This is a genomic window from Streptomyces sp. NPDC051664 (assembly GCF_044453545.1).
GTDB lineage: Bacteria > Actinomycetota > Actinomycetes > Streptomycetales > Streptomycetaceae > Streptomyces.
Map to the genome: position 1 here is coordinate 12,718 of NZ_JBITCU010000017.1, position 20,720 is coordinate 33,437.

Annotated in this window: 20 protein-coding genes and 1 riboswitch; of the genes, 6 read left to right on the forward strand and 14 right to left on the reverse strand. The window is 68.1% G+C overall.

Annotation, left to right across the window (positions count from 1 at the left end; all coding sequences use genetic code 11):
- Window positions 1–13: 13 nt before the first annotated feature.
- The 5 genes from ACIA8E_RS27145 to ACIA8E_RS27165 form a co-directional block, all read right to left on the reverse strand.
- On the reverse strand, window positions 14–1,123 hold the full coding sequence (locus ACIA8E_RS27145) for an LLM class flavin-dependent oxidoreductase (protein ID WP_399301918.1): 1,110 nt from the start codon (window positions 1,121–1,123) through the stop codon (window positions 14–16).
- On the reverse strand, window positions 1,120–2,514 hold the full coding sequence (locus ACIA8E_RS27150) for an NtaA/DmoA family FMN-dependent monooxygenase (protein WP_399301919.1): 1,395 nt from the start codon (window positions 2,512–2,514) through the stop codon (window positions 1,120–1,122). The genes ACIA8E_RS27145 and ACIA8E_RS27150 overlap by 4 nt, the downstream gene beginning before the upstream one ends.
- Before the next feature lie 18 nt (window positions 2,515–2,532).
- A complete protein-coding gene (locus ACIA8E_RS27155; protein WP_399301920.1) occupies window positions 2,533–3,750 on the reverse strand; it encodes an LLM class flavin-dependent oxidoreductase in 1,218 nt (405 codons plus the stop codon).
- Window positions 3,751–3,824: 74 nt separating this feature from the next.
- Window positions 3,825–3,941 (reverse strand): putative leader peptide, encoded by a 117-nt coding sequence (locus ACIA8E_RS27160; protein ID WP_329166781.1) that lies wholly within the window; start codon window positions 3,939–3,941, stop codon window positions 3,825–3,827.
- Between the two features lie 39 nt (window positions 3,942–3,980).
- Window positions 3,981–4,093, reverse strand: a riboswitch (SAM riboswitch).
- A gap of 470 nt (window positions 4,094–4,563) precedes the next feature.
- Window positions 4,564–4,998: a TlpA family protein disulfide reductase gene (locus tag ACIA8E_RS27165; RefSeq protein ID WP_399301921.1), complete on the reverse strand. Its 435-nt coding sequence runs from the start codon at window positions 4,996–4,998 to the stop codon at window positions 4,564–4,566.
- Between the two features lie 215 nt (window positions 4,999–5,213).
- Between ACIA8E_RS27165 and ACIA8E_RS27170 the strand changes: the two genes are divergently transcribed.
- Together ACIA8E_RS27170 and ACIA8E_RS27175 are read left to right on the forward strand one after the other, a co-directional pair.
- Complete coding sequence (locus tag ACIA8E_RS27170; RefSeq protein ID WP_399301922.1) at window positions 5,214–5,624, forward strand: DUF4395 domain-containing protein; 411 nt, start codon at window positions 5,214–5,216, stop codon at window positions 5,622–5,624.
- A gap of 100 nt (window positions 5,625–5,724) precedes the next feature.
- On the forward strand, window positions 5,725–5,970 hold the full coding sequence (locus tag ACIA8E_RS27175) for a hypothetical protein (protein WP_399301923.1): 246 nt from the start codon (window positions 5,725–5,727) through the stop codon (window positions 5,968–5,970).
- Between the two features lie 119 nt (window positions 5,971–6,089).
- Here the strand turns inward: ACIA8E_RS27175 and ACIA8E_RS27180 are convergent, their stop codons facing one another.
- The 3 genes from ACIA8E_RS27180 to ACIA8E_RS27190 all read right to left on the reverse strand — a co-directional run bounded on the left by ACIA8E_RS27180 (window position 6,090) and on the right by ACIA8E_RS27190 (window position 7,980).
- Window positions 6,090–6,227, reverse strand: a complete 138-nt coding sequence (locus tag ACIA8E_RS27180; protein WP_399301924.1) for a hypothetical protein — start codon at window positions 6,225–6,227, stop codon at window positions 6,090–6,092.
- A 222-nt stretch (window positions 6,228–6,449) separates the two neighbouring features.
- On the reverse strand, window positions 6,450–7,535 hold the full coding sequence (locus ACIA8E_RS27185; protein WP_399301925.1) for a hypothetical protein: 1,086 nt from the start codon (window positions 7,533–7,535) through the stop codon (window positions 6,450–6,452).
- Between the two features lie 115 nt (window positions 7,536–7,650).
- On the reverse strand, window positions 7,651–7,980 hold the full coding sequence (locus ACIA8E_RS27190; protein ID WP_399301926.1) for a GntR family transcriptional regulator: 330 nt from the start codon (window positions 7,978–7,980) through the stop codon (window positions 7,651–7,653).
- A 434-nt stretch (window positions 7,981–8,414) separates the two neighbouring features.
- On the opposite strand from ACIA8E_RS27190, the gene ACIA8E_RS27195 reads away from it, so the two are divergent.
- A complete protein-coding gene (locus ACIA8E_RS27195; protein WP_399301927.1) occupies window positions 8,415–9,485 on the forward strand; it encodes a protein kinase family protein in 1,071 nt (356 codons plus the stop codon).
- A gap of 485 nt (window positions 9,486–9,970) precedes the next feature.
- Here the strand turns inward: ACIA8E_RS27195 and ACIA8E_RS27200 are convergent, their stop codons facing one another.
- The 3 genes from ACIA8E_RS27200 to ACIA8E_RS27210 form a co-directional block, all read right to left on the reverse strand.
- On the reverse strand, window positions 9,971–12,031 hold the full coding sequence (locus ACIA8E_RS27200; protein WP_399301928.1) for a phosphocholine-specific phospholipase C: 2,061 nt from the start codon (window positions 12,029–12,031) through the stop codon (window positions 9,971–9,973).
- A gap of 1,073 nt (window positions 12,032–13,104) precedes the next feature.
- Window positions 13,105–13,401, reverse strand: coding sequence for a hypothetical protein (locus ACIA8E_RS27205; protein ID WP_399301929.1), 297 nt, complete (start codon window positions 13,399–13,401; stop codon window positions 13,105–13,107).
- Between the two features lie 26 nt (window positions 13,402–13,427).
- Window positions 13,428–14,261: a phytanoyl-CoA dioxygenase family protein gene (locus tag ACIA8E_RS27210; protein ID WP_399301930.1), complete on the reverse strand. Its 834-nt coding sequence runs from the start codon at window positions 14,259–14,261 to the stop codon at window positions 13,428–13,430.
- Window positions 14,262–14,519: 258 nt separating this feature from the next.
- On the opposite strand from ACIA8E_RS27210, the gene ACIA8E_RS27215 reads away from it, so the two are divergent.
- Window positions 14,520–14,915, forward strand: coding sequence for a GNAT family N-acetyltransferase (locus tag ACIA8E_RS27215; protein WP_399301931.1), 396 nt, complete (start codon window positions 14,520–14,522; stop codon window positions 14,913–14,915).
- Between the two features lie 630 nt (window positions 14,916–15,545).
- Here the strand turns inward: ACIA8E_RS27215 and ACIA8E_RS27220 are convergent.
- The gene (locus ACIA8E_RS27220; protein WP_399301932.1) at window positions 15,546–16,958 is read right to left on the reverse strand and encodes an aminopeptidase P family protein; all 1,413 of its coding nucleotides are present in this window, start codon (window positions 16,956–16,958) and stop codon (window positions 15,546–15,548) included.
- Between the two features lie 213 nt (window positions 16,959–17,171).
- Here ACIA8E_RS27220 and ACIA8E_RS27225 point away from each other — a divergent pair, with 213 nt between their 5' ends.
- A complete protein-coding gene (locus ACIA8E_RS27225) occupies window positions 17,172–18,155 on the forward strand; it encodes a LuxR family transcriptional regulator (protein WP_399301933.1) in 984 nt (327 codons plus the stop codon).
- A gap of 342 nt (window positions 18,156–18,497) precedes the next feature.
- The gene (locus ACIA8E_RS27230; RefSeq protein WP_399301934.1) at window positions 18,498–18,671 is read left to right on the forward strand and encodes a CsbD family protein; all 174 of its coding nucleotides are present in this window, start codon (window positions 18,498–18,500) and stop codon (window positions 18,669–18,671) included.
- Window positions 18,672–18,674: 3 nt separating this feature from the next.
- On the opposite strand, the gene ACIA8E_RS27235 is transcribed toward ACIA8E_RS27230, so the two are convergent.
- Together ACIA8E_RS27235 and ACIA8E_RS27240 are read right to left on the reverse strand one after the other, a co-directional pair.
- On the reverse strand, window positions 18,675–18,959 hold the full coding sequence (locus ACIA8E_RS27235) for a hypothetical protein (RefSeq protein WP_399301935.1): 285 nt from the start codon (window positions 18,957–18,959) through the stop codon (window positions 18,675–18,677).
- A 100-nt stretch (window positions 18,960–19,059) separates the two neighbouring features.
- Window positions 19,060–20,280 carry a carbohydrate-binding protein gene (locus ACIA8E_RS27240; RefSeq protein WP_399301936.1) on the reverse strand — a complete coding sequence of 407 codons (1,221 nt, stop codon included), beginning with the start codon at window positions 20,278–20,280 and terminating at the stop codon, window positions 19,060–19,062.
- Window positions 20,281–20,720 lie beyond the last annotated feature (440 nt).

A 20,720-nucleotide genomic window follows, 5' to 3' on the forward strand; every position in this document is an offset into this window, starting at 1 on the left:
GTCGGGGTGCTCCTCAGCGGGCGGTGTCGAGGGACACGGGCTCTGGCGCCGGCGGGGACTCGGCGAGGACCGGGCCCCAGGCGAACGACGGATCGGGGATGTCACGTCGCAGCACGGGGGCCACGTCGGACTGGAAGAGCTCGAGGGAGTCTCGGTGCTGGGCGTCGGTGAGACCGCCCGCGTCCGCGTGCAGGTGCAGGTGCAGGACGGTGTGCCCGAACTGTTCGTGGTAGCGGTGCACCTTCTCGATCACCTGCTGGGGGCTGCCGATCAGCGCCGAACTGCGTTCGACGAAGTCCTCCAAGGTCGGGAACACCGGTTCGACGCCCAGCCGTTTCTGGAACGCGAGATAGCCCTCGAACACCGGCCGGTAGGCGGCGATGGCCTCCTGCGAGGTCCGGGTCGTGCAGAAGCCGGCCGTCCCCGCGCCGACCACGGCCTGGGCGGGGTCGTGGCCGTAGTGTTCCCACCGCTGACGGTAGTAGCGGATCAGTTCGGCGTACGGCTCGATCGGATTGGTGACATTCGCTGAGAAGAGCGGGTCGCCGTAGCGTGCGGCGAGGTCCACCGACTCCCGGCTCGTGGCGCTGCCGTGCCACACTCGGATGGGCTGCTGGAACGGCCTCGGCCACACCTCGGCCTCGGCCAGCTCGGGGCGGAAGCGCGGTGAGGCGGTCACTTTGTCCTGGCGCCAGATCTGGCGGAACAGCTCATAGCTCTCGGCGTTGCGGTCCCACTGGTCCTCGGGCGTGACGTGGAACAGCTCGCGCTGGGCAGCTCCGTTGCCTTTGCCGATGATGAGTTCGAGGCGGCCCCCGGACAGATGGTCCAGCGTGGCGTAGTCCTCGTAGGCGCGCACAGGGTCGAGCAGGCTGAGGGTGGTGACGGCGGTGAACAGCCGGATGCGGGAGGTGAGCGCGGCGATGTGGCTGAGCACGACCGGCGGTGAGGAGGAGATGAACGGCCGCTCGTGCCGCTCGCCGACGCCGAAGCCGTCGAACCCGAGCTCCTCCGCCAGCACCGCGTTGTCGATCACCTCGCGGAAGCGTTCGTTGGTCGGCTTCCTGACGCCGGTCACCGGGTCCGGGGCGTGGATGATGAGAGTGATGGCCAGGAACTTCATGACGCCACCCGCTCAACCGGCGAGTCGGCATCGGGATGGGCCAGGCCGAGGTGGTCGCGCAGGGTCCTGCCCTCGTACTCCGTGCGGAACACGCCGCGCTCCTGCAACAGCGGGACAACGGTGTCGGCGAAGGCGTCCAGCCCGCTGGGGGTGATGTGCGGGACGAGGATGAAGCCGTCGCTGGCGTCGGCCTGGACGAAGGAGTCAATGGTCTCGGCGACGGTGGCCGGGGAGCCGACGAAGGCCTGGCGGTTGCCGGTCTCGATGACCAGGTCGCGGATCGACCACTTGTTCGCGGCCGCGAGCTCCCGCCACTCCCGGGCTGTGGCCAGCGGGTCGCGGTACATCCGTACCTGCGCGCGGCCGCGGGCGATGGTGTGCTCGCCGAGGTCCGGGTCGATGTCGGGAAGTGGCCCCTCCGGGTCGTACCCGGACAGGTCGCGGTTCCAGACGAACTCCAGGTGCTTGATCGCGGTGGCGCCGCTGACCTGCTGGCGGCGCACCTCGCGGGCCATCTCCTGCGCATCGGCGTCCGTGTCACCGAGGACGAAGGTCGCGGCGGGCAGGATCAGCAGTTGGTCGTGGGTCCGGCCGTGGCGGGCGAGGCGGCCCTTGACGTCCGTGTAGAACGCCTGACCTTCCTTGAGAGCGCTGTACCGGCTGAAGATCGCGTCGGCGCTGGAGGCCGCGAACTCGCGGCCTTCGTCGGAGTCGCCGGCCTGGAAGATCACCGGACGGCCCTGCGGGCTACGCGGGACGTTGAACTGCCCTTCGATGTCGAAGTGTTGTCCCTTGTGCATGAAAGCTCCGGCCCGCGCGTCCCGGAGGAAGGAGCCGGCCTGCTGGTCGGCGACGATCTCGTCACCATGCCACGAGTCGAACAGTTCGTTCGCGGTGGCCAGGAACTCCTTGGCCCGGGAGTACCGCTCCTCCTGCGGGAGGAAGCCGCCACGGCGGAAGTTCTCGCCGGTGAAGGCGTCCCACGAGGTGACGACGTTCCACGCTGCGCGCCCGCCCGAGAGGTGATCGAGGCTGGCGAACTGGCGGGCCACTTCGTAGGGCTCATTGAAGGTGGAGTTGATGGTGCCGGTCAGACCGACGTGTTCGGTGACAGCGGCGAGGGCGGACAGCACGGTGAAGGTGTCGGGGCGCCCCACCACGTCCAAGTCATAGATCTCCCCTCCCTGTTCGCGCAGCCGCAGCCCTTCGGCGAGGAACAGGAAGTCGAACTTGGCGCGTTCGGCGGTGCGCGCGAAGTGCGTGAACGAGCTGAACTCGATGTGGCTGCCGGCCTCGGGGGCGCTCCACACGGTGGTGTTGTTGACGCCGGGGAAGTGGGCCGCGAGATGTATCTGCTTGAGTGGCTTGCCGGATCCCTTGCTGGTGCTCATGGTCGTGGTCCCTCCGGCTCAGACGGTGGCGTAGCGGTTGACGGGGCGGGTGAGCCCGAGCAGCCCGCGCAGGGTGTCGGCCTCATAGGCGCGCCGGAAGGCGTCGCGGCGCTGCAGTTCGGGCACCAGACCGCGGGTGATCGCCTCGAGGTCGTGGCCGATCACGGCGGGGCGCAGCCGGAAGCCGGCCAGTCCGGCCCGCTGCCACTCCAGGAGCAGGTCCGCCAGCTGCGCGGGCGTGCCGGTGAACACCTTCGCGTCACTGGTGTAGGCGTAACCCGCGAGGCCGTCCAGGCGGTCTCGGCGGGCCGTCGCCGCTGCAGGGTCGTCGTCGAGGAACACCACCAGGTCGCCGAAGATGTGCAGGGGGTCCTCCGCGCGCCCCGCCGCAGCCTGTTCGCCGCGGATCTCGTCGACGATTGCGCGGGCCTCGTCGGTGTCGTGCGGGGTGACGTACCCGATGTCGGCTGAACGAGCTACCAGTTGGAAGGGCACACTCTGGTGCGCCAGAGCGCTGACGACCGGCTGTCCCTGTGGTGGCCGGGGTGTGATCGAGGGGCCCTTGACGCTGAAGTGTCTGCCCTCGAAGTCGATGTAGTGCAGCTTGTCGCGGTCGATGAAGCGGCCTGTGGCGGCGTCCCGGATATCGGCGTCGTCCTCCCAGCTGTCCCACAGGCGGCGCACCACATCGACGTAGTCGCCGGCCTCCTCGAAGAGTTCGGCGGTCAGCTCCCGTACGGCCGGGCCGTCCAGATCCTCGATGCGGAAACGCGGAAACGCACGGCGGCCGAAGTGGGCCGCCTCGTTCTGCCGCGCCGACACCTGGATCCGCAGGCCGGCACGACCGGTGCTCACATAGTCGAGGGTGGCGATCGCCTTGGAGATGTGGAACGGCTCGGTGTGGGTGGCGACCACGGTCGGTATGAGCCCTATGTGCCGGGTCAGCGGGGCCACGCGGGCGGCGATGAGCACCGCGTCCAGCCGCCCACGCACCTGGTCGGTACGACTGTCGGGCTCCGTGAAGCGCGAGGACTGGAGCCCGAGTGCGTCCTCGATCGTCACGAAGTCCAGCAGGCCGTGTTCGGCCTCCGTGATGATGTCGGACCAGTACGTGGCAGTGAGCAGGTCCCTGGGTCGGGCCACCGGCTCGCGCCAGGCGGCCGGGTGCCAGCCCGCGCCGTCGAGGGCCACGGCGAGGTGAAGCGATGAAGACAGCGAAGAAGGAGATGAGGACACGAAAGGGGTGCCTTCCTGATCGACCGTATGTGATCGCCGACTCTCGTCCGGAGGTTCGGCGGCGGGAGAGCAGGTCAGGAACAACAGAGCGCGCCGGCCACACGCTGCAGGTCGATGTGGGGCCGGGAGTACAGGTGGACGCTGCGCCGCGGGACAAGAACCCTGACAGGCGGGCAGGACACGGGTGGCATGACCGTCACCTCCGCCCTTCCGGCTCGGCGGGCCCGAGGGCCTCGCGCTTGCGAAACCCGGACAGGCCCCGCCTGGTCGTCACCTGGAGCACCCCGCCGCGCAGGAGGGTTGCCGGTCAGCAAGCCAGGGCTTGACGCTGACACTCATAACCTGCCCGGAACGCTACGCGGGGCGGCAGCGCCGCGCAACGTCCGGAGATCATAGTCATGCCCATATCGCCACGACGCACAACAACACAGCTGCGCCATCTGTTCCGTCCGGCCGTCCCGGCTACGCGCCAACAGGTAGTTGGTGCGGCGGCCAGGTAGTTGGTGCGGCGGCGCAGAGCGAATCCGATCGACTCGTAGAACCAGACAGCACAGGTGTGGGAGGCGGCCGTACGAACGGCCGCCTCGCAACGAACGCGGACGCAGGTCTTGGTCCACGGCGAACGCGCGGCTGGCGTAAGTATCTGGTCGACCACACCGAGTGGTTCACCAGCAACACCAGCCTGGGCCTCCCTGTCCGGTTGCACCTCTGGGCAGCCGATTCGGCGAACGCCCCCAGGGGTGGTCCGTTCCGGAAATGGTCGTCCGGCCGGCAGCCTGCATCGGAGAACGGACTCAGCAGCGAGCTGCTTGATCACGATCGGGCGGTGGAGGCCCCGGTTGCCTTACCGATGGCCGCGATCACGTCCGCACGCCTGGGCTGCCCGGACGCACTGACGACAACCCGGCCGCTCGCGTCGAGAACAAACACGGTCGGCGTGCGCAGAATCTTCAGCCGCCTCACCAGCTCAAGCCGGTCCTCCGCGTCGATTTCCACATGCGCCGCTCCCGGCACCGTCCCGGCGACCTCGGCCAGCATCCGCCGCGTCGCCCGGCATGGCTGGCAGAAGGCAGTGGAGAACTGAAGCAGCGTCACCCGCTCCCCCAGCTCGGCCCCGATCTCCGCCGACGACAAGCGCACCGCACCATCCATGGGCCGCAACCGGAGCCTGCCGCTGCGCGCCGCCTGCACCACCGCGAAGATGCTCGCCAGAACGAGCACCGCGACACACACCACCAACCCGGTCATACAACCAGTCTGCACCACCGCCCACTCCCCCATCCCAACTGACCATCGACCGCTCGGTGCCGCACCGCTACGATGACGGCCATGGACTCCGCTCCCCGGCCGCTGGGGCTGACCACTCGTCGCGTGGTCGACCTCTGCCGGGTCACAGCGTGCCGCTGTCGCTGACACCCGCGCCTGCCCGATTGCCCTCCTCCCCTCGTCCCGGAGTCCTTCTCATGCAGATAGACCCGCGCGGCACCCGCTTTGCCGCCGCGCTCACCACACTTGTCCTCTGCGCGGTACTGATCACTGGCAGCGGCGTCCTGCTGGCCGTGCAGACCGCGATCTTCGCGCTCGGCGCGTTCGGCGGCCTGCAGTACTCCCCGTACGGCTGGCTGTTCCGAGTCGCGATTCGGCCCGGACTCGCCCCGCCGCGCGAACTGGAGGATGCCCGTCCGCCCCGCTTCGCCCAGGGCGTGGGCTTCGGCTTCGGCCTGGTCGGCACCGTCGGCTACCTCGCCGGAGCTGAGTGGCTCGGCCTGGCCGCCACCGCGCTCGCCCTTGCTGCGGCCTTTCTCAACGCGGCCTTCGGCTACTGCCTCGGCTGCGAGATGTACCTGTCCATTCGCCGTTTCCGAAGCACCTGAGCACCGCAGTCCGGCCCACACAGCCGGTTAGCCGAGGTCATCGGCGCGGTCTCCCGTTACTGCCGATCAAGCGGGCCGCGCACCGTGGACTCACCTCGACATGACGCACGAGCGATCCCCCGCCTCGGCCTGCCACTCGGCTCCGCCGATCCGGGGGATCTGTCCGGGCACCCGGTGCGGGCGTGGGTTACTTCTCCCAGCCGACCGTCTCCGGGAGCGAGCCTACGTCGACATCGACGCCGGCGAACACGTCGTCGGCAACCCCGAGTTCGTCGCCGCCGACGAGGACGCCCAGCGCCGCTCCATCACCGTGCTGACCAACCACAACGCGCCGCTCCGCACCTGAAGCACGCCCGCACGACCGACGGGGGCGGGCCGCGGTCTACTGCTGGTGTCGCAGTTTCGCCCAGCGGTGGGGAACGCGTTACGAAGACCGCGGCAAAACCATCTGGGCCGAGGAACCCCTCACGGAAGCGGCCTGATCAGGCGGGCCGAGGGCGGCGAACCCGCCCCGGCCGTGTCCCGCCATTCGCTGGAGCCGCCGCTCATGAGGATCTCCTCGCCGGTGATGAAGAGGGCGAGAGCGCACGTACCAAGCCCCACCCAGACCCCTATGAGGCGGCCGCCGCGGCGCTCGGCTTGCGACCGCAGGCATGCCTGGTTCGTGGGTAGATGACGGCGCTGCACCTCGATCAACCGGCAGGACGTGCGACGACCGCGCGGCCCCAGGCGGTTCCTGGCCACCCAGGCGACCGAACAGTTCACGACGGGCGGTGCAGGTGGTCTGGCATGCGACGCCGGCCGCGCCGACAGCGGGACACGCGTTCAGCAGGACCGGTCGATGTCGAGGACGCCCACCTCGTTGCCGAGGACAAACAGCACGTATGTGTACGCGCCCTCGTCGTCCTCGTCGGTTGGGTCCGCCGGCGGCCACCCGGTGGGCAGGTACCCGTTCGCCGCGACGAGCGCGCCGCCCAGCCGACCGTCGATGACGTCGACCAGGTCGTCGACAAGATGAGTCACGACGTGGTCGGCCGGGATCTCGGGCATCTCATGGATGCCGCTCCACGAGCCGTCCCAGATGTCGACGAGGGAGAGCCGGGCGTCCATGTGGAGCGACGTCCGCAGTTCGGTGAACGTGATCGGGCGAAACGTCGGTTCTTCGTCGGCGTACTCTTCGGCGTCGTCGCGGGTGGCCGACCACCAGCGGGTGGCGGCGGCGAGGCGGTCGTCGTCCTGCGTGTCGTTTTCGGGGAGCGTGCCGATCCGGAACCGGAAGTCGACGGAGTTGTTGTTGTTCACCATGAGGAGGTCGCTCAGAAGCGTGGCGAGGCAGGAGATCCGGGTACGGATGGCGCCGTCGGCACCGTCATCCGCGATGACCGGCGGCTGCTGCGTCGTCGGCGCCGGCGCGAGGGTGATCCGCACCGTGCCGTAGTAATCCCGGTGCAACAGGTGCAGGGCTGGATCATCGTCGGTCGTGGTGAGGCGGAGCAGGTCGCCCTTCCGGCAGGCTGCCTCGTTCGCGAGGTACCGCACCAACGACGTCCGACGCGCGTCGTGGACGTGGGCCGCCCCGGCGATGAGCGAGACCAGTTCCTCGGGCGGCGTGGAGTGGTCGTCCTTCGACAACATGGTGGCGTATGGGACAGCGCCCGTGACCTCCGGCAGGTCCGCGATCGCGGCAAGCTGCTCGGGCGGAGCCGGCCATGCCTCGTCGCGGCGGTCACCGGTCTTGTTGAGCACGAGCGTCGACGCCCACCCGGGTGTGGATTCCAGTGTCCACGCGGCGAGCAACCACAGGGCCGAGACGAGCACCCACTGCGGGTTCGACGGCCGACGATCGTCGGGCCGATCCGCCGGATCCGGCTGCCTGTGCCACGCGTCGTTGAAGGCCGTGGCCAGCTCCACCCAAACCACCTCCGTCACGGCCCGTGCGCGTCGACTCCAACGCGACCGACCGCTGCCACAGAACCGCGGCAACCCTACCCAACCCCCGCCACCCCGTCAGCACCGAGACCGTCCGTCACTCCCCCGGTCCCCCGGATCCTGTATCTCTCCGCACACCCTGGGGGCCACCGGAGCCCACCTCCAGCGCCGGGGCTGCTGACTGGCGGATGATGGCAGCCGTTTGATGTTCGGGCGTTGTCACATAGGTGCCACGGGAGTCGGTCACGACAAGGCGCTGCTCGCGGAGGTGCCGCAGTGCGGCCCGCACCGTCCCGCGGTTGACTCCGAACTGTTCGGCCAGGGCACGTTCTGGGCCGATCTTCTCACCTTGAGAGAGGCGACCTGCCTCGATCTCTCGGGCGAAGTGGGTGGCGATGCGCAGGTAGGCAGGCAACACCTGCTCCATGGGTCCACGCGACTGGGACACAACTGACCTCACGTCACGGCTTGTGTATGCATGCGGGATGCACAACAAAGTAGCAGTGGTCTAGACCTTGCAGAAGCGCTTGCTATGGACGCCCCTTCGCCTTGCGATGCACCGCATCCGACGCCGCGCGCTGATCCGCCAGGGGTTACGGGACAGCCCTTAGCCCAGTTCTGAGCCGCTGAGCAGTGGTGGTTTGCCGAGGCATCGCGTTCGCCCGATCTCGTTGTCGTCTTCACGTACAGTGCAGCCGAAAGGGAGTTCGGATCTGTGTGCAAAACGGATCCTGGATGCCCGCTGCACGTGCCGAGAGTCGAACCGCAGGGCTGTGCGTCGCGCACACGTGCCCGTCGGGGACGCCCAGGTATTTCGGAGAGGTTGTTCCCCACGTGGAGGCAGTCGTCGAGAGCGTTGACATGTCGCGCGATGCGCGCCTGGCGGCTCACCGTGCCGTCTCCGCAGCGTTGGCCCTGTGCAGTGATCTTGAACTGCGCGACCTCGTGGATGCGGCTGAGCCAATGGGATCCGGTATCGGCGGGACATCGGCGCTGCTGGACATCGGCGGGACCCCAGTCTTCGTCAAGCGGGTGCCGCTGAGCGATCTGGAAAGGCAGCCGGAGAACGTCCGGTCCACGGCCAACCTCTTCGGGCTACCTGCCTTCTCCCATTTCGGTGTCGGGGTCATCGGGGGGCCGGGCTTTGGGGCCTGGAGGGAGCTGGCCGTGCACACCATGACGACGAACTGGGTGCTCGCACAGGATTATGAGGGCTTCCCATTGATGTACCACTGGCGGGCCCTGCCGCACCCCGGGCAGTCGCTTCCCGAGGAACTGGCCGACGTGGAGAAGGCTGTCACCTACTGGGGAGGCGGATCGGAGGTGCGCCGCCGGATCGAGGCGCTGCGCGATTCCTCGGCGAGCATCGCACTGTTCCTGGAGTACATCCCGCAGACACTGCACGACTGGCTGGGCGTCCGGGTCAAAGCCGGGGACGAAGCGGCCGAGAGGGCCTGCGCCATGGTCGTGAGGCAACTGCAGGCCGGGACCTCGTTCATGAACGCCCGCGGTCTCCTGCACTTCGATGCCCACTTCCAGAACATTCTGACCGACGGTGAGCGTCTGTTCTTTGCGGACTACGGCCTCGCGATCTCTTCCCGGTTCGACCTGTCCAAGGAAGAGGCCGACTTTTTCGCGGAACACCAGACCTATGACCGTTGCTACTCCGTCACGCATCTGGTGATCTGGCTCATCACCGCTCTGTACGGGTACAGGGGAGAGGAGCGCAATGCGTTCGTACGCGCATGCGCCCAAGGAGAGCACCCGAAGGGAATTCCGCCGCAGGTCGCGGCGATCCTCACCCGCCACGCTCCGCTCGCCGCGGTGATGACGGACTTCTACCGCAAGTTCCAACTGGAGAGCAGGCAGACCCCGTATCCAATGGAGGAGATCGGCCGGATCGGCGGGTTGGGCAGCTCGTCCATCGTCTGACGGACCTGGGCGGCCATCAGACGTCAGCGTCGGACCGGATGCGGCTGGCGGTCGGCGAGCAGAGCCGCGATCTGGTCCGCGCAACGTAGGGCGGCCGCGGCCATAGCGCTCCTGGTCATCCCGGCGACATGCGGGGTCAGCAGGGCGTTCGGCAGGCCGAAAAGCGGCGAGGCAAAGGCGGCGGTTCCGGGAGTACTACGACCTCGAGGACGACCCGCACCAGCTGAAGAACAGCCTCTACCAAGCGACTGAGCAGGACGAGCAGAACCTCGGCATACCCGCGCTGTCGGCACAGCTCGCAACCGACCGCGTCAGCTAGCGAGCCAAACCTCCGACCGGGGGCCTGCAGCGATGGCTGCGGGCCCCCGGCCGGACAGACCGACTCAGGGAGTTGCCATGTCCTCGTCCTGCTGCACACCAGGCAACGGTGACGCCACGACAGCCACGAGTGGAACGACGGCGACTGCGTACCCCGGAGGACCGGGTCAGGCGGTCTTGACCGCCGGGTCGGAGACGCCCGGGGCGCCCGTCTCCACGTGGCCGGCGAAGCGGCGCAGGAAGGTGCTGTCCGCGTCGGAGACGACCTTGACGTCGTACCAGCGGCTCGTGGTGGCCAGGTCCACCGTGTGGGAGACGGTGGCGCCGGGGTTGACCTTGAAGGTCTGGGCCGTGCCGCCGTAGGCGTTGGTCACGGTGAGGTTGACCGCGGCCGCTCCGGGGTTGGTCAGGGTGAGGGCCAGGTTGCCGGTGGAGGCGACGTGGCGGGCCGTGACCTCAGGGCCGGCCGTCTTCGCCGGGCCCTTCCAGGTGCGCAGGAAGCCGTTCGGGCCCCACACCGTGAGGTTGATCTGGTTGCCGGTGGAGCTGCTGGTGCTCCAGGTGTCCGAGAGGATCTTGCCTGCCTCGACCGTGTAGGGCCAGGGGCCGTCCGTGCGGTTGCCCGAGGTGCTGTGGAAGTGGGCGCCGAGCACTGATCCGCTGGAGAAGGACAGGGTGAACTGGCCCGTGGAGAAGGTGGCCTTGCCGTCCACGTACGGGCTGTAGCCGAGGGCGCGGGTCGGCTTGGTGCCGGTCTCCTGCTTCGGCAGGGTGCCGGCGGCCGGCGGCACCGGGTGGTAGGACGGGTGGGTGTTGTGGTCCGGCGGGACGTAGCCGGCCGTCGACGGGAGGGCGGCCGGGGAGGCATCCGTCCGGCTGAAGTCGAAGGCCGAGGTCAGGTCGCCGCAGACCGCACGGCGCCAGGGGGAGATGTTGGGCTCCTGCACTCCGAAACGCTTCTCCATGAAGCGGATCACCGAGGTGTGGTCGAAGGTCTCGGAGCAGACGTAGCCGCCTTTGCTCCACGGGGAGACCACGATCATCGGGACGCGCGGGCCGAGGCCGTACGGTCCGGCCGCGTAGCCACCGCCACCGGTGTACAGGTCCTTCGAGACGTCCGCCGTGGACAGGCCCCACGCGGCGGAGGCGGGCGGGTACGGCGGAACCACGTGGTCGAAGAAGCCGTCGTTCTCGTCGTAGGTGATGAAGAGCGCCGTCTTCGCCCATACCGCCGGGTTCGCGGTCAGCGCGTCCAGGACCTGCGAGATGTACCAGGCACCGAAGTTCACGGGCCAGTTCGGGTGCTCGCTGAAGGCCTCCGGGGCGGCGATCCACGAGACCTGGGGCAGCGTGCCGTCCGCCACGTCGGCGCGCAGCCGGTCGAAGTAACCGTCGCCCGACTTGGCGTCGGTGCCGGTGCGGGCCTTCTCGTACAGGGCGCTGCCGGGCTGGGCGTTGCGGTAGTTGTTGAAGTAGAGCAGGGAGTTGTCACCGTAGTTGCCGCGGAAGGCATCGCTGATCCAGCCCCAGGAGCCGGCAGCGTTGAGGCCGTCGCCGATGTCCTGATAGACCTTCCACGAGACTCCGGCGGCCTCCAGACGCTCGGGGTACGTCTTCCAGCCGTACCCGGCCTCCTGGTTGCCCAGAACCGGGCCGCCGCCGGCGCCGTCGTTGCCGGTGTAGCCGGACCACATGTAGTAGCGGTTCGGGTCCGTGGCGCCGATCAAGGAGCAGTGGTAGGCGTCGCACACGGTGAAGGCGTCGGCGAGGGCGTAGTGGAACGGTATGTCGTTCCGGGTCATGTACGACATGGTCGTGGCGGTCTTGGCCGGCACCCACTTGTCGTACTTGCCGTTGTTGTACGCCTGGTGGCCGCCGGCCCAGTCGTGGTTGAGGCCCTCGACGAACTGCATGCCCAGGTCGTTGACCTGCGGGTTGAAGGGGAGGATGTCCTTCGTCCCGTTGGACTGATAAAAGACCGACTTGCCGTTGTCCTGGAGAACCGGCCGCGGGTCACCGAAGCCTCGCACGCCCTTCATGGCCCCGAAGTACTGGTCGAAGGACCGGTTCTCCTGCATGAGGACGACGATGTGTTCGATGTCCTGGATCGTGCCGGTGGTCACCTGTGCCTGGATGGAGGCGGCTCGCGCAATGCTCTCGTTCAGCATCGTGGCAGCGGCGGTGCCGCCGGCGATCTGCAGGAACCTGCGGCGATTGACTTCTGTCATGGCGTGACGACCTCTGCGGGTGAAGGGGAGTCGAGGGCCGCCCCAAGGACAGCGGCCCCCGGGTACGGGACGGCGATTCTTGTCTGACACCTGGCCGTACAGCCGGAGAATGGAAGGTCGCTCTCCGATGGCCCGCGCAACTGACCAAGACAGTAAGGGGATCAACCCGCCGCGCAACAGCCCCCGGCGCTGAAGCCCTGAGCGCGGCGCCAGTCCCACTCCGGGCTCTGGACGATGCCCCCGTGGACGTCGCGCCGCAGGCGGGCGAGGTGACCTTCTCCCCCGCCGTCCGGCCAAGCACCATAAGCCCGTGGCTCATCCATCGCCCGGCCGGGACACCGGCGTCTGCCTGAACGTCCACCAGCGGTGCACGAGGCGGGCGGCGGCCCGCCGCCAACGACGACTTGGCACAGGCACTACTGGTACATCCGCCCTCCGCCGATCTACGCGATATCCATCACCTGCCCGGCAATTCACCGCCAGGGCTGATGAGTTCGGTATCCGTCTGTCGGTCTGCCGCACCGGACAGTGGTGGGACCACACCTGACGGTCCGGTGGATCCCGTCCCAGCCTCGGGACGGGATGTCATCCGGGTAGCCTGTACGCAGGGAGCATCAGGGACTCCTGGGTCTGTGGAAGGCAGGATCAAAGGTCCGGACACTCCTCCATGGGCTGCTCGATGCGGCGGTTGGCCTGCTCCCGAACGCCGTCAAGGAACTTGGCATCGTGGCGGAAGAGGACCTCGATGCTCTGGCCCGCGCGGCGGTCGCATTCAGCCGGACGCGCCACGGGCCGCACCACCGAGCCTCCGAGCGCCGTCGAACGGGACGCCCCCCGCTTGCCGTCGTATCAACATCCCTCCGTGTGCCACTGATCAGCGACGCGTCATGAGAATCCCGAGTCGTCGAGGGATGCAGGACGGGAGGCTACCGACCGACGAGGTTCCGATCAGTCCACTGGGCAGGCCCTTGAAAGGTCCACACCCGCAAGGCGATTGCTTCTTGATTCCTTCGGCCCGCACCCGCAGCACCGGCAGGGCGCACACACCGCCCCGGAGACCGGTCCAAGCCCCGTCAGTCGTCGATGGCAACCAGGCGCTCGAAGAAGAACTCGTGCTTGAGGAAGGAGACGTCGTATTCGTGCCCCGGATAGGACGGAATCAGTTGGGAGGCCTGGAGGAGCCGCCAGCCGTCGATCAGCGCGGCGACGCCGGTCTCGTACGGGGGCGTGTCACTGTCTCCAGTCGTCGGAGTGGTGCGACCGGTGCCATCGTAGTTCGACCACCCGATGACCGGGCTGTCGAGTGCTGAAGTCGACAGGTACAGCACCAGGACCTGCTGGCGGACGGTGGTTCGGGCAGGAATGGACATGCGCATCTCCGGGAGAGCTCGGAATGTCAGACGGATGCCGTGGCGACGTGCCTCGGTTCGTTGGAGACGCGGGTCACCCAGTAGTCCAGGTCGAACGTGTCGTCGCCCGTAAGGGCCCGCCACATCATGATCCGGTTGAAGATCTCCAGTCGGCCCGTGGCCGGCTCGTACCAGGGGAACTGCCTGGAGAGTTCGGCGGCCACCGCCTGGTCGGCGAGGTCGTCGGTGTTCCACAGTCGCACTTGCGGCACCGTCGGATTGAACCGGATCTTGAACATGTGGCGGACGGTGTCGGTGTCGTTGCGCCGCCCTCCGTGCCATATGCCGTGGTGGAGGAGGACGACCGTGCCGGCCGGGCATACCAGGCGAGTCTGACCTCGAAGGTTCTGGTACCGCCCGGTCTCGCTCTCATTCGTGCGTCGCAGATGGCTGCCTGGCACGCTCAGCGTCCCGCCCATGCCGAGGGTCACCTCGTGCGGGTAGTACATCAGTTGCACATCGAACGCCCCGGCGCGCACGTCGATGATCGCGTCGGCGTGCAGCGCCTGGGCGTAGCCGCCGTGGGGCCGACGAATGTGGACGGCGTGGTGGTCCACGGTGGGGTCGGGCCCGACGAGGCTGTGAAGGGCACCGGCGATCTCGGGTACGTCAATGAGTTCCCGGGCGAACGAACCTCGCTCGTACGCCTGATCCACAGGTGTACCAGGCGGCACGGCCGGGATCGCTTCGTCCAGGATCCGTACCGCCCGTTCGCTGAGCTCGGACGGAACTACGGCGTCCAGCCGCAGCGAGCCGTGTGCCACGAAATGCGCCATCTGTACCGAAGTCAAGCGATGCTCGAGCCTAGGGGGAACAGTCATGGCTTCTCCTCTCGGATGCCGTTGGGATTTCAAGAACAGTAGAAGAGGCTTCCGTTGACCGCGTGGCTCCGATTCACCGACAACTGGTCGATATTCATCCCACGGAGGGTGGGACGACCGCAGCGTGGAGGGGTGGCCCCTGGTTCGGGCTCCTCCTGATGCTTCCCGCCGGTGTCGGAGACCGAAGTGGAGTCGAGCGATCGAGTACCGGACTCGGCACGGACACTTGGTCGGCGACCCCCGTACTACGATCGGTGCGTGACGATCACGTACGAGTGGCGAGGCGGCTTCGACAACGCGTCCCTCAACGCCCTGCACGCCGACGGCTTCGGCCACGCGATCGCCCGGACCGACTGGCAAGCACGGCTTGAGCGCCACAGTCTGGGCTGGGTCTGCGCTCGGGAAGGCGAATCTTTGATCGGCTTCGTCAACGTCGTCTGGGACGGCGGAGTTCATGCCTTCATCCTGGACACGGTGGTCGCCCGGGAACGCCGAAAGACAGGAGTCGGGGCCGCACTCGTCGCCACGGCGGCCGAAGAGGCTCGTGCCGCGAAGTGCGAGTGGCTACACGTCGACTTTGAAGAGCATCTGCGTCCGTTCTACTTCGAGGCCTGCGACTTCGAAGAGACGGCGGCCGGGCTGATCGCCCTGTAGGAAGCTGCGACAGAACCGCCGATCCGTGACGTTCGGTGACGTGGAAGGTTCATCATCGGCGGACCACCGCCCGGATGCCCAGGCGGTCGACACCTTGGCCACGTTCCTGACGGCTCATCACCAACCAGTCCCTCAGTGGGCACCCGCCGACCGCGGCCGGGGAGCCGCTGCCCGACCGTGCCAGGCATGCGAACCCTGTACCACCAGCAGACCAAGAACTCTGCTGGCGAGCTACTCCCCCCGAAGCAGCTCGGCTTCTTCCCATGGCCCGGTAGAAGGCGCCTGAACTGGGGCTCTACCCAGGCCAGGCACCTTCTGAGGTTCGAGTGCAACCCCAGCGATACCCACGGCTGTGCTTCCGCCACGAACCGCTCGGCGTCGGCCGGCCCACTGAACACATCAGGCAGTGGAGACTTCACGGCGAGATCGATTCCCCAGCCCAGATGCCGGACGCAGTGCACTTGGCCCATCCGTGGCTGCCCGGGAGCCCGGACCCGGAGTAGCGGTCCAGGCCAGGGCGTCTCGTTCGGGTCATCCGATCGGCCCGTGAGGGGTTGGCACACCGGGGCACGCAGACTCGGCACCCATTCGATCCGGGGGATCCAGCACCAGGCCCGTTCTTCGACGCACTCAACCCGCGAACTGGGCCATCCACGCCTCGACATCGTCCGCCGACCGCGGCAGGCCCGCTGACAGGTTCTCGTGACCGTCGTCGGTGACGACCAGGTCGTCCTCGATTCGGACGCCGATGCCGCGCCACTCCTCGGGCACGGTGAGATCGTCCGGCTGGAAGTACAGTCCGGGCTCGACGGTGAGCACCATGCCCGGCTCCAGCACGCCGTCGACGTACTCCTCGTTCCGGGCCTGCGCGCAGTCATGCACATCCAGACCGAGCATGTGACCGGTGCCCGCCATGGTGAAACGGCGCTGGAGGCCCAGTTCGTACGCGCGGTCGGCCGGGCCTTCGATGAAGCCCCACTCGACCAGTCGTGCCGCCAGGTATCGCTGGGACGCCTCGTGGAAGTCGCGGTACGCGGCGCCCGGCTTGACGGCTGCCATGCCGGCTTCCTGGGCCGCGTACACCGCGTCATAGACCTTGCGCTGCAGAGGCGTGAAGGTGCCGCTGATCGGCAGCGTGCGCGTGACATCGGCCGTGTAGAGCGTGTGCGTCTCCACTCCGGCGTCGAGCAGGAGCAGGTCCCCCGGGCGCACCGGACCGTCGTTGTCCGTCCAGTGCATGATCGTGGCGTGCTCGCCCGCGGCGCAGATCGAGCCGTAGCCGACGGCATTGCCCTCGAGGCGTGCACGGCGGAAGAACGTGCCCTCGATCCACCGCTCGGACGACGCGATCGCCCCGGAGAGCTCACCGATCACATCGGTGAAACCGCGCACCGTGGAGTCCACGGCCTTGCGGAGCTCGGCGATCTCCCAGTCGTCCTTGACGAGGCGGAGACCGCTGAGCGCCTCTTCCAGCTCGGCGTCGCGCTCCTCATCTGTGGTGACGGCGGCCTCGAGGGACGGGTCGAGGCCCCGGACGATCCGGGTCGGCGCACCGGAGGCGGCGGCCAGGTCGCCGGCCGCCGTGCGGACGTCCCGGCAGGGCAGACCGAGCACGAGCTCCGACTCGGCGAGGGAGCGGCGCCGGCCCATCCACAGCTCCGCCGTGGCGCCGGTCCAGAACTCGTCGTTGTCCCTGCTGTCCCGCGGCAGCTGGTAGCAGTAGGCGTCATGGCCACCGTCCGCTCGGGGTTCGAGGACGAGAGCGCCGTCCCGGGCTTGGTCTCCGGCCATGTGCACGTAGCCCGAGTACGGCCGGAACGGGTAGCTGTCGTCGTTCGAGCGGGCCTTGAGGTTCCCCGAGGGAATCACGAGGCGTTCGCCCGGAAAACGCGCGGAGAGCGAGGCGCGGCGGCGGGCTGCGTACGGAGCCTGCTCGCCGAGCCGCAGGTCGTGCCGCTCGGTGTCCGCCCACCCAGTCCGCATCAGAGCGGACAGTTCCTCGGAGATCCCTGTGTAGAGACCGTTCTTTCGGCCTTTCGCCACGGCATACGCCTTTCTTCTGGGTGGGTTCCTCAGCGGCGCTGGGCAGAGCGAGCCGTACGGACGGCGTTGCTCCGGGTCCGGCTCGTGCTCCCTCGCCGCCGCCGGTCGTCGGCGACTCCCGGACGGTATCCCGTACCGCGCGTGCTCGGTGCCGAAGAGTGCCACTGGCACAGATCTGCCACGGCGCCGACCGGAGCGTCGATAATGCGACGTATGACGAACGTGAAACTCGGCGAGGCCCTTCGGCTTCTGGGCATCGGTCACGCGGCGAGCCAGGTCTATCTGGCACTGCTTGAGCTGGCCCCCGCTCCGCTGAGTGCGATCGCGGCCGCGGCCGACCTGGACGGTGCGGAACTGGCCACGGCATACGGCGCACTGGTCGACGCCGGTCTGGCCAGTGCCGCCGAGGAGGGTGGGGACGTGGTGGCCCCGATTCCGCCCACCGCAGGCCTGGAGATCCTCACCCGGCACCGTGCGGCCGAGGTGGAGGAGTCGCGCATCACCGTCGGGGGCGCGTTCGAGTCGTTCCGGCGACAGCGGCTCGCCGCGTACAACGACAATCTCGTCGAGGTCGTCACCGGCGACGCCATCGGCCCCAGGATTCGTCACGCATGGGCCAGCGCCCGCGATCAGATCCGGCAGTTCGAGTCACCGCCGTACTTCCCCTTGGCCGACGCCACGGACGACGCGCTGGCCACGCTCGCCCGCGGTGTGACGCAGCGTGTCGTGTACTCGCGGGAGTCGCTGGAGCACCCGGGCCACCTGAAGGAGGTCATCGAACCGTGCATCAAGGCCGGCGAACAGGCCAGGGTGCTGCCGGCGGTGCCGGTCAAACTCGTGATCATCGACGAGGCGTACGCACTCGTGTCGTTGTCGATCAAAGAGGCGGACGTACACAACACCATGCTGGTCGTGCAGCCATGCGGCCTGCTCTCCGCACTCATGGCACTGTTCGAGCAGTCCTGGCAGAACGCACTGCCGTTCCACGGCCGCACCACTCGCCCAGGCGGCCTGCCACCCGCCGACCGCCGCCTGCTGTGGCTCCTCGCGGGCGGCGCGAGCGACGACATCATCGCCCGCGAGCTGGGAATCAGCCGCCGCACACTGTTCCGCCGCCTGCAGATCCTGATGGGCCAGCTGGGCGCCGCAAACCGCTTCCAGATGGCCTTGCAGGCACAGCGCAGCGGATGGTTGTGACCGGCACGCTGCGCCCGCTGCTTGCCGCGCCCACCGCATCGGCGCGCCTCAGACCAAGAGCGGGACCATTCCCGGACCAGCGCGCCGCCGGACCTGCCCCTCACCGCAGTTTCCGCACGTCGGAGTCAATGTTCCAGCTGCACCGCCAGGAGACCGAGAATCTGCTGGTGAGCTACTCCCCGAAGAAGCTCGGCGTCTTCTGGACGCAGAGAAGGGGCGCCTGGCCAGGACGTCGGGCGCTCCGGCGACGCAGGGTTCGTGGCGAGCGGCGGGTTTGTAGGAGGCATTGCGGGTTAGGCGGTGGTTGTTCCTGAAGTCGACCACAGCAAGGTGTGAGTGATCATGGCTGCCAACGAGAAGACCCAGGCCAGGACCGAGCAGGCCAAGGGCAAGATCAAGGAAGCCGCCGGCCGCACCGTAGGCAACGAGCGCCTCACAGCTGAAGGCCGCATCGACCAGACCAAGGGCGATGCCCGCATGGCCAAGGAGAAGGCGAAGGACGCCTTCAAGCACTGACCCTCACCACACCGCGTGGCCTCCCCCGACCACGCGGTGCGTATGGCCCGGCACCCCGTGCCGGGCCATACGCACGCTGGTCGCGGATGCAGGAGCCGAACCCGGTGAAGAGCTCGCCATCGCCGGCTGTTCAGCATGCCGTTCCAGGAGGGCCAGGGTCTGACACGAATTCTGATGTTCGTGCTCACTGAAAGACTCCACGGTCTTGCCGGTGGGGATGAGCAGGTCGAGGCGGATCTGCTCGACGGACTCGCCGAGCGTCTTGCAGCGCACGACGGAATGCAACATGTCGTCGGTGACGGCCTGGGGCCGGCGCCGCCGTGCTCACGGCCCAGGAGTCGGCCCGGACCGGCGCGCGTGCGCCGGTCCGGGCCGGACGGATGTCATTTCAGCAGGCGCCGAGGTCCTGCCAGACTCCCCACTCGCCCGTGGTGCCGGGCGTCTCGTTCTGCGTCCACCACTTGGCCTTCCACGTGTGGCCGCCGTACGAGACGGTGTTATCGGCCGTGTAGACGGCACTGCTGCTCCACGCGGCCGCGGTGCAGCTGCCGCCCGGAGGGGGCGTGGTCGGAGGGGTGGTCGTAGGCGGGGTGACTCCGGCGAACTTCACCGAGTACTTCGCGAAGTCCCAGTCCGACTGGGCCACGCTGCTGCACGTGCCGGAGGTCTGGCCGTTGTTGTCGGGCGGGGTGCACTGGCGGTCGCGGTTGAGGGACCAGAAGGTGAAGCGGTCCATGTGGTGACTGGTGGCGTAGTCCAGCACGGTCTGGAAGTCGGCCTGACTGAAGTACTCCCCGGTGTCGCTGCGGCCGTTCATGCCGGAGAAGCCTTCGTGCGCGTACGCAGTCGCCGCGTCCCAGCCGAAGGTGGACTGCAGGATGGAGTTGAAGTTCGTCAGGGCGCTCGTCTGTGCGGCCGACCCGTTGAACCCGCCGTCGAAGGGCATGATGGAGAAGTTGTTCGGCGTGAAGCCCTGCGACTTGGCCTCGTTGAGCATTTGCTTGCCGAACCAGCCGGTGCCGTCGGCGGTTCCCGCGGTGGTGACCGAGACGTAGAGGCCCGGGTTGTTCTGCTGGAGAATCTTGGCTGCGCCGATCTCGTGGGCGATGGCGGTCGCGTTCTCGTACTCCGGCTCCTCCAGGTCGAAGTCGATGGCCTTCAGCTGGTACTTGGTGATGACCTGTTGGTAGGCGGCCGCGGTGGACGCCGCGTCGGAGCAGGTCTGGCCGAGTTTCGTTCCCCCGTACCCGCCGATGGAGACCGACACGTCACCGCCCTTGGCGCGGATCGCGTTGATGACGGATGCCACGGCAGTATCCGACGAGACCGGCGACGTACCGTCCCAAGTCGGGCTGCAGCCTCCCCCGTTGGGAGCGAGGACGAACGCGAGCTGGAACGCCTTGAGGCCTGTGGCGTCCATGATGGCGCCCGCGTCCGGAGGATTGTTGTCGTGCGGCATCAGATAGGGCGCGGCGGCGTACCACCGGTTACTGAGCGCGGTGGCGTCGGCGGACGCACCCGAAGCCTGCTGCGCGGCGAAGGCACCGAGGCCTGCGGTGGCCAGCGCGGCGGTGGCGGCACCACAGAGCAGAGCGCGAAGACGCTTCATAGGGACTCCTGTCGGGAGATGGTGCCGCCAGAATCGAGGGTTGACGCAGGCACGTCAATGAGTTGGACTAGACCATTGCGGATTCTTGAAGATTGACGCACCGTCGAGGCTGACGCCAAGGGCGCGACCGGCATAGCGGCCGACCCGACCATGGCGCTCAAGCCGGTCGAGTTCGCGCGCAGACTCGCCGGCGAGCGGTGCGTGCACCCCGTCTCGCCGCCTCGACCACGGCGCAGCCCGCTGCGAACGCGGACACCTCGTCAAACGCCCCCAGGTTCACGCCGCCTGGTCCGACAGTTGGAAGACCCGTCTCACTGACGCCCTCAGTCTTCCTCGATGACGTGCGGGGGCAGACCCGCTCCGGCGAGCACGGCTCGGGCCCGGCCGGACGGCCGGAGTCCGGGAATCCTTGACACCCCGGAGCGGCAGGAGGAGCATCC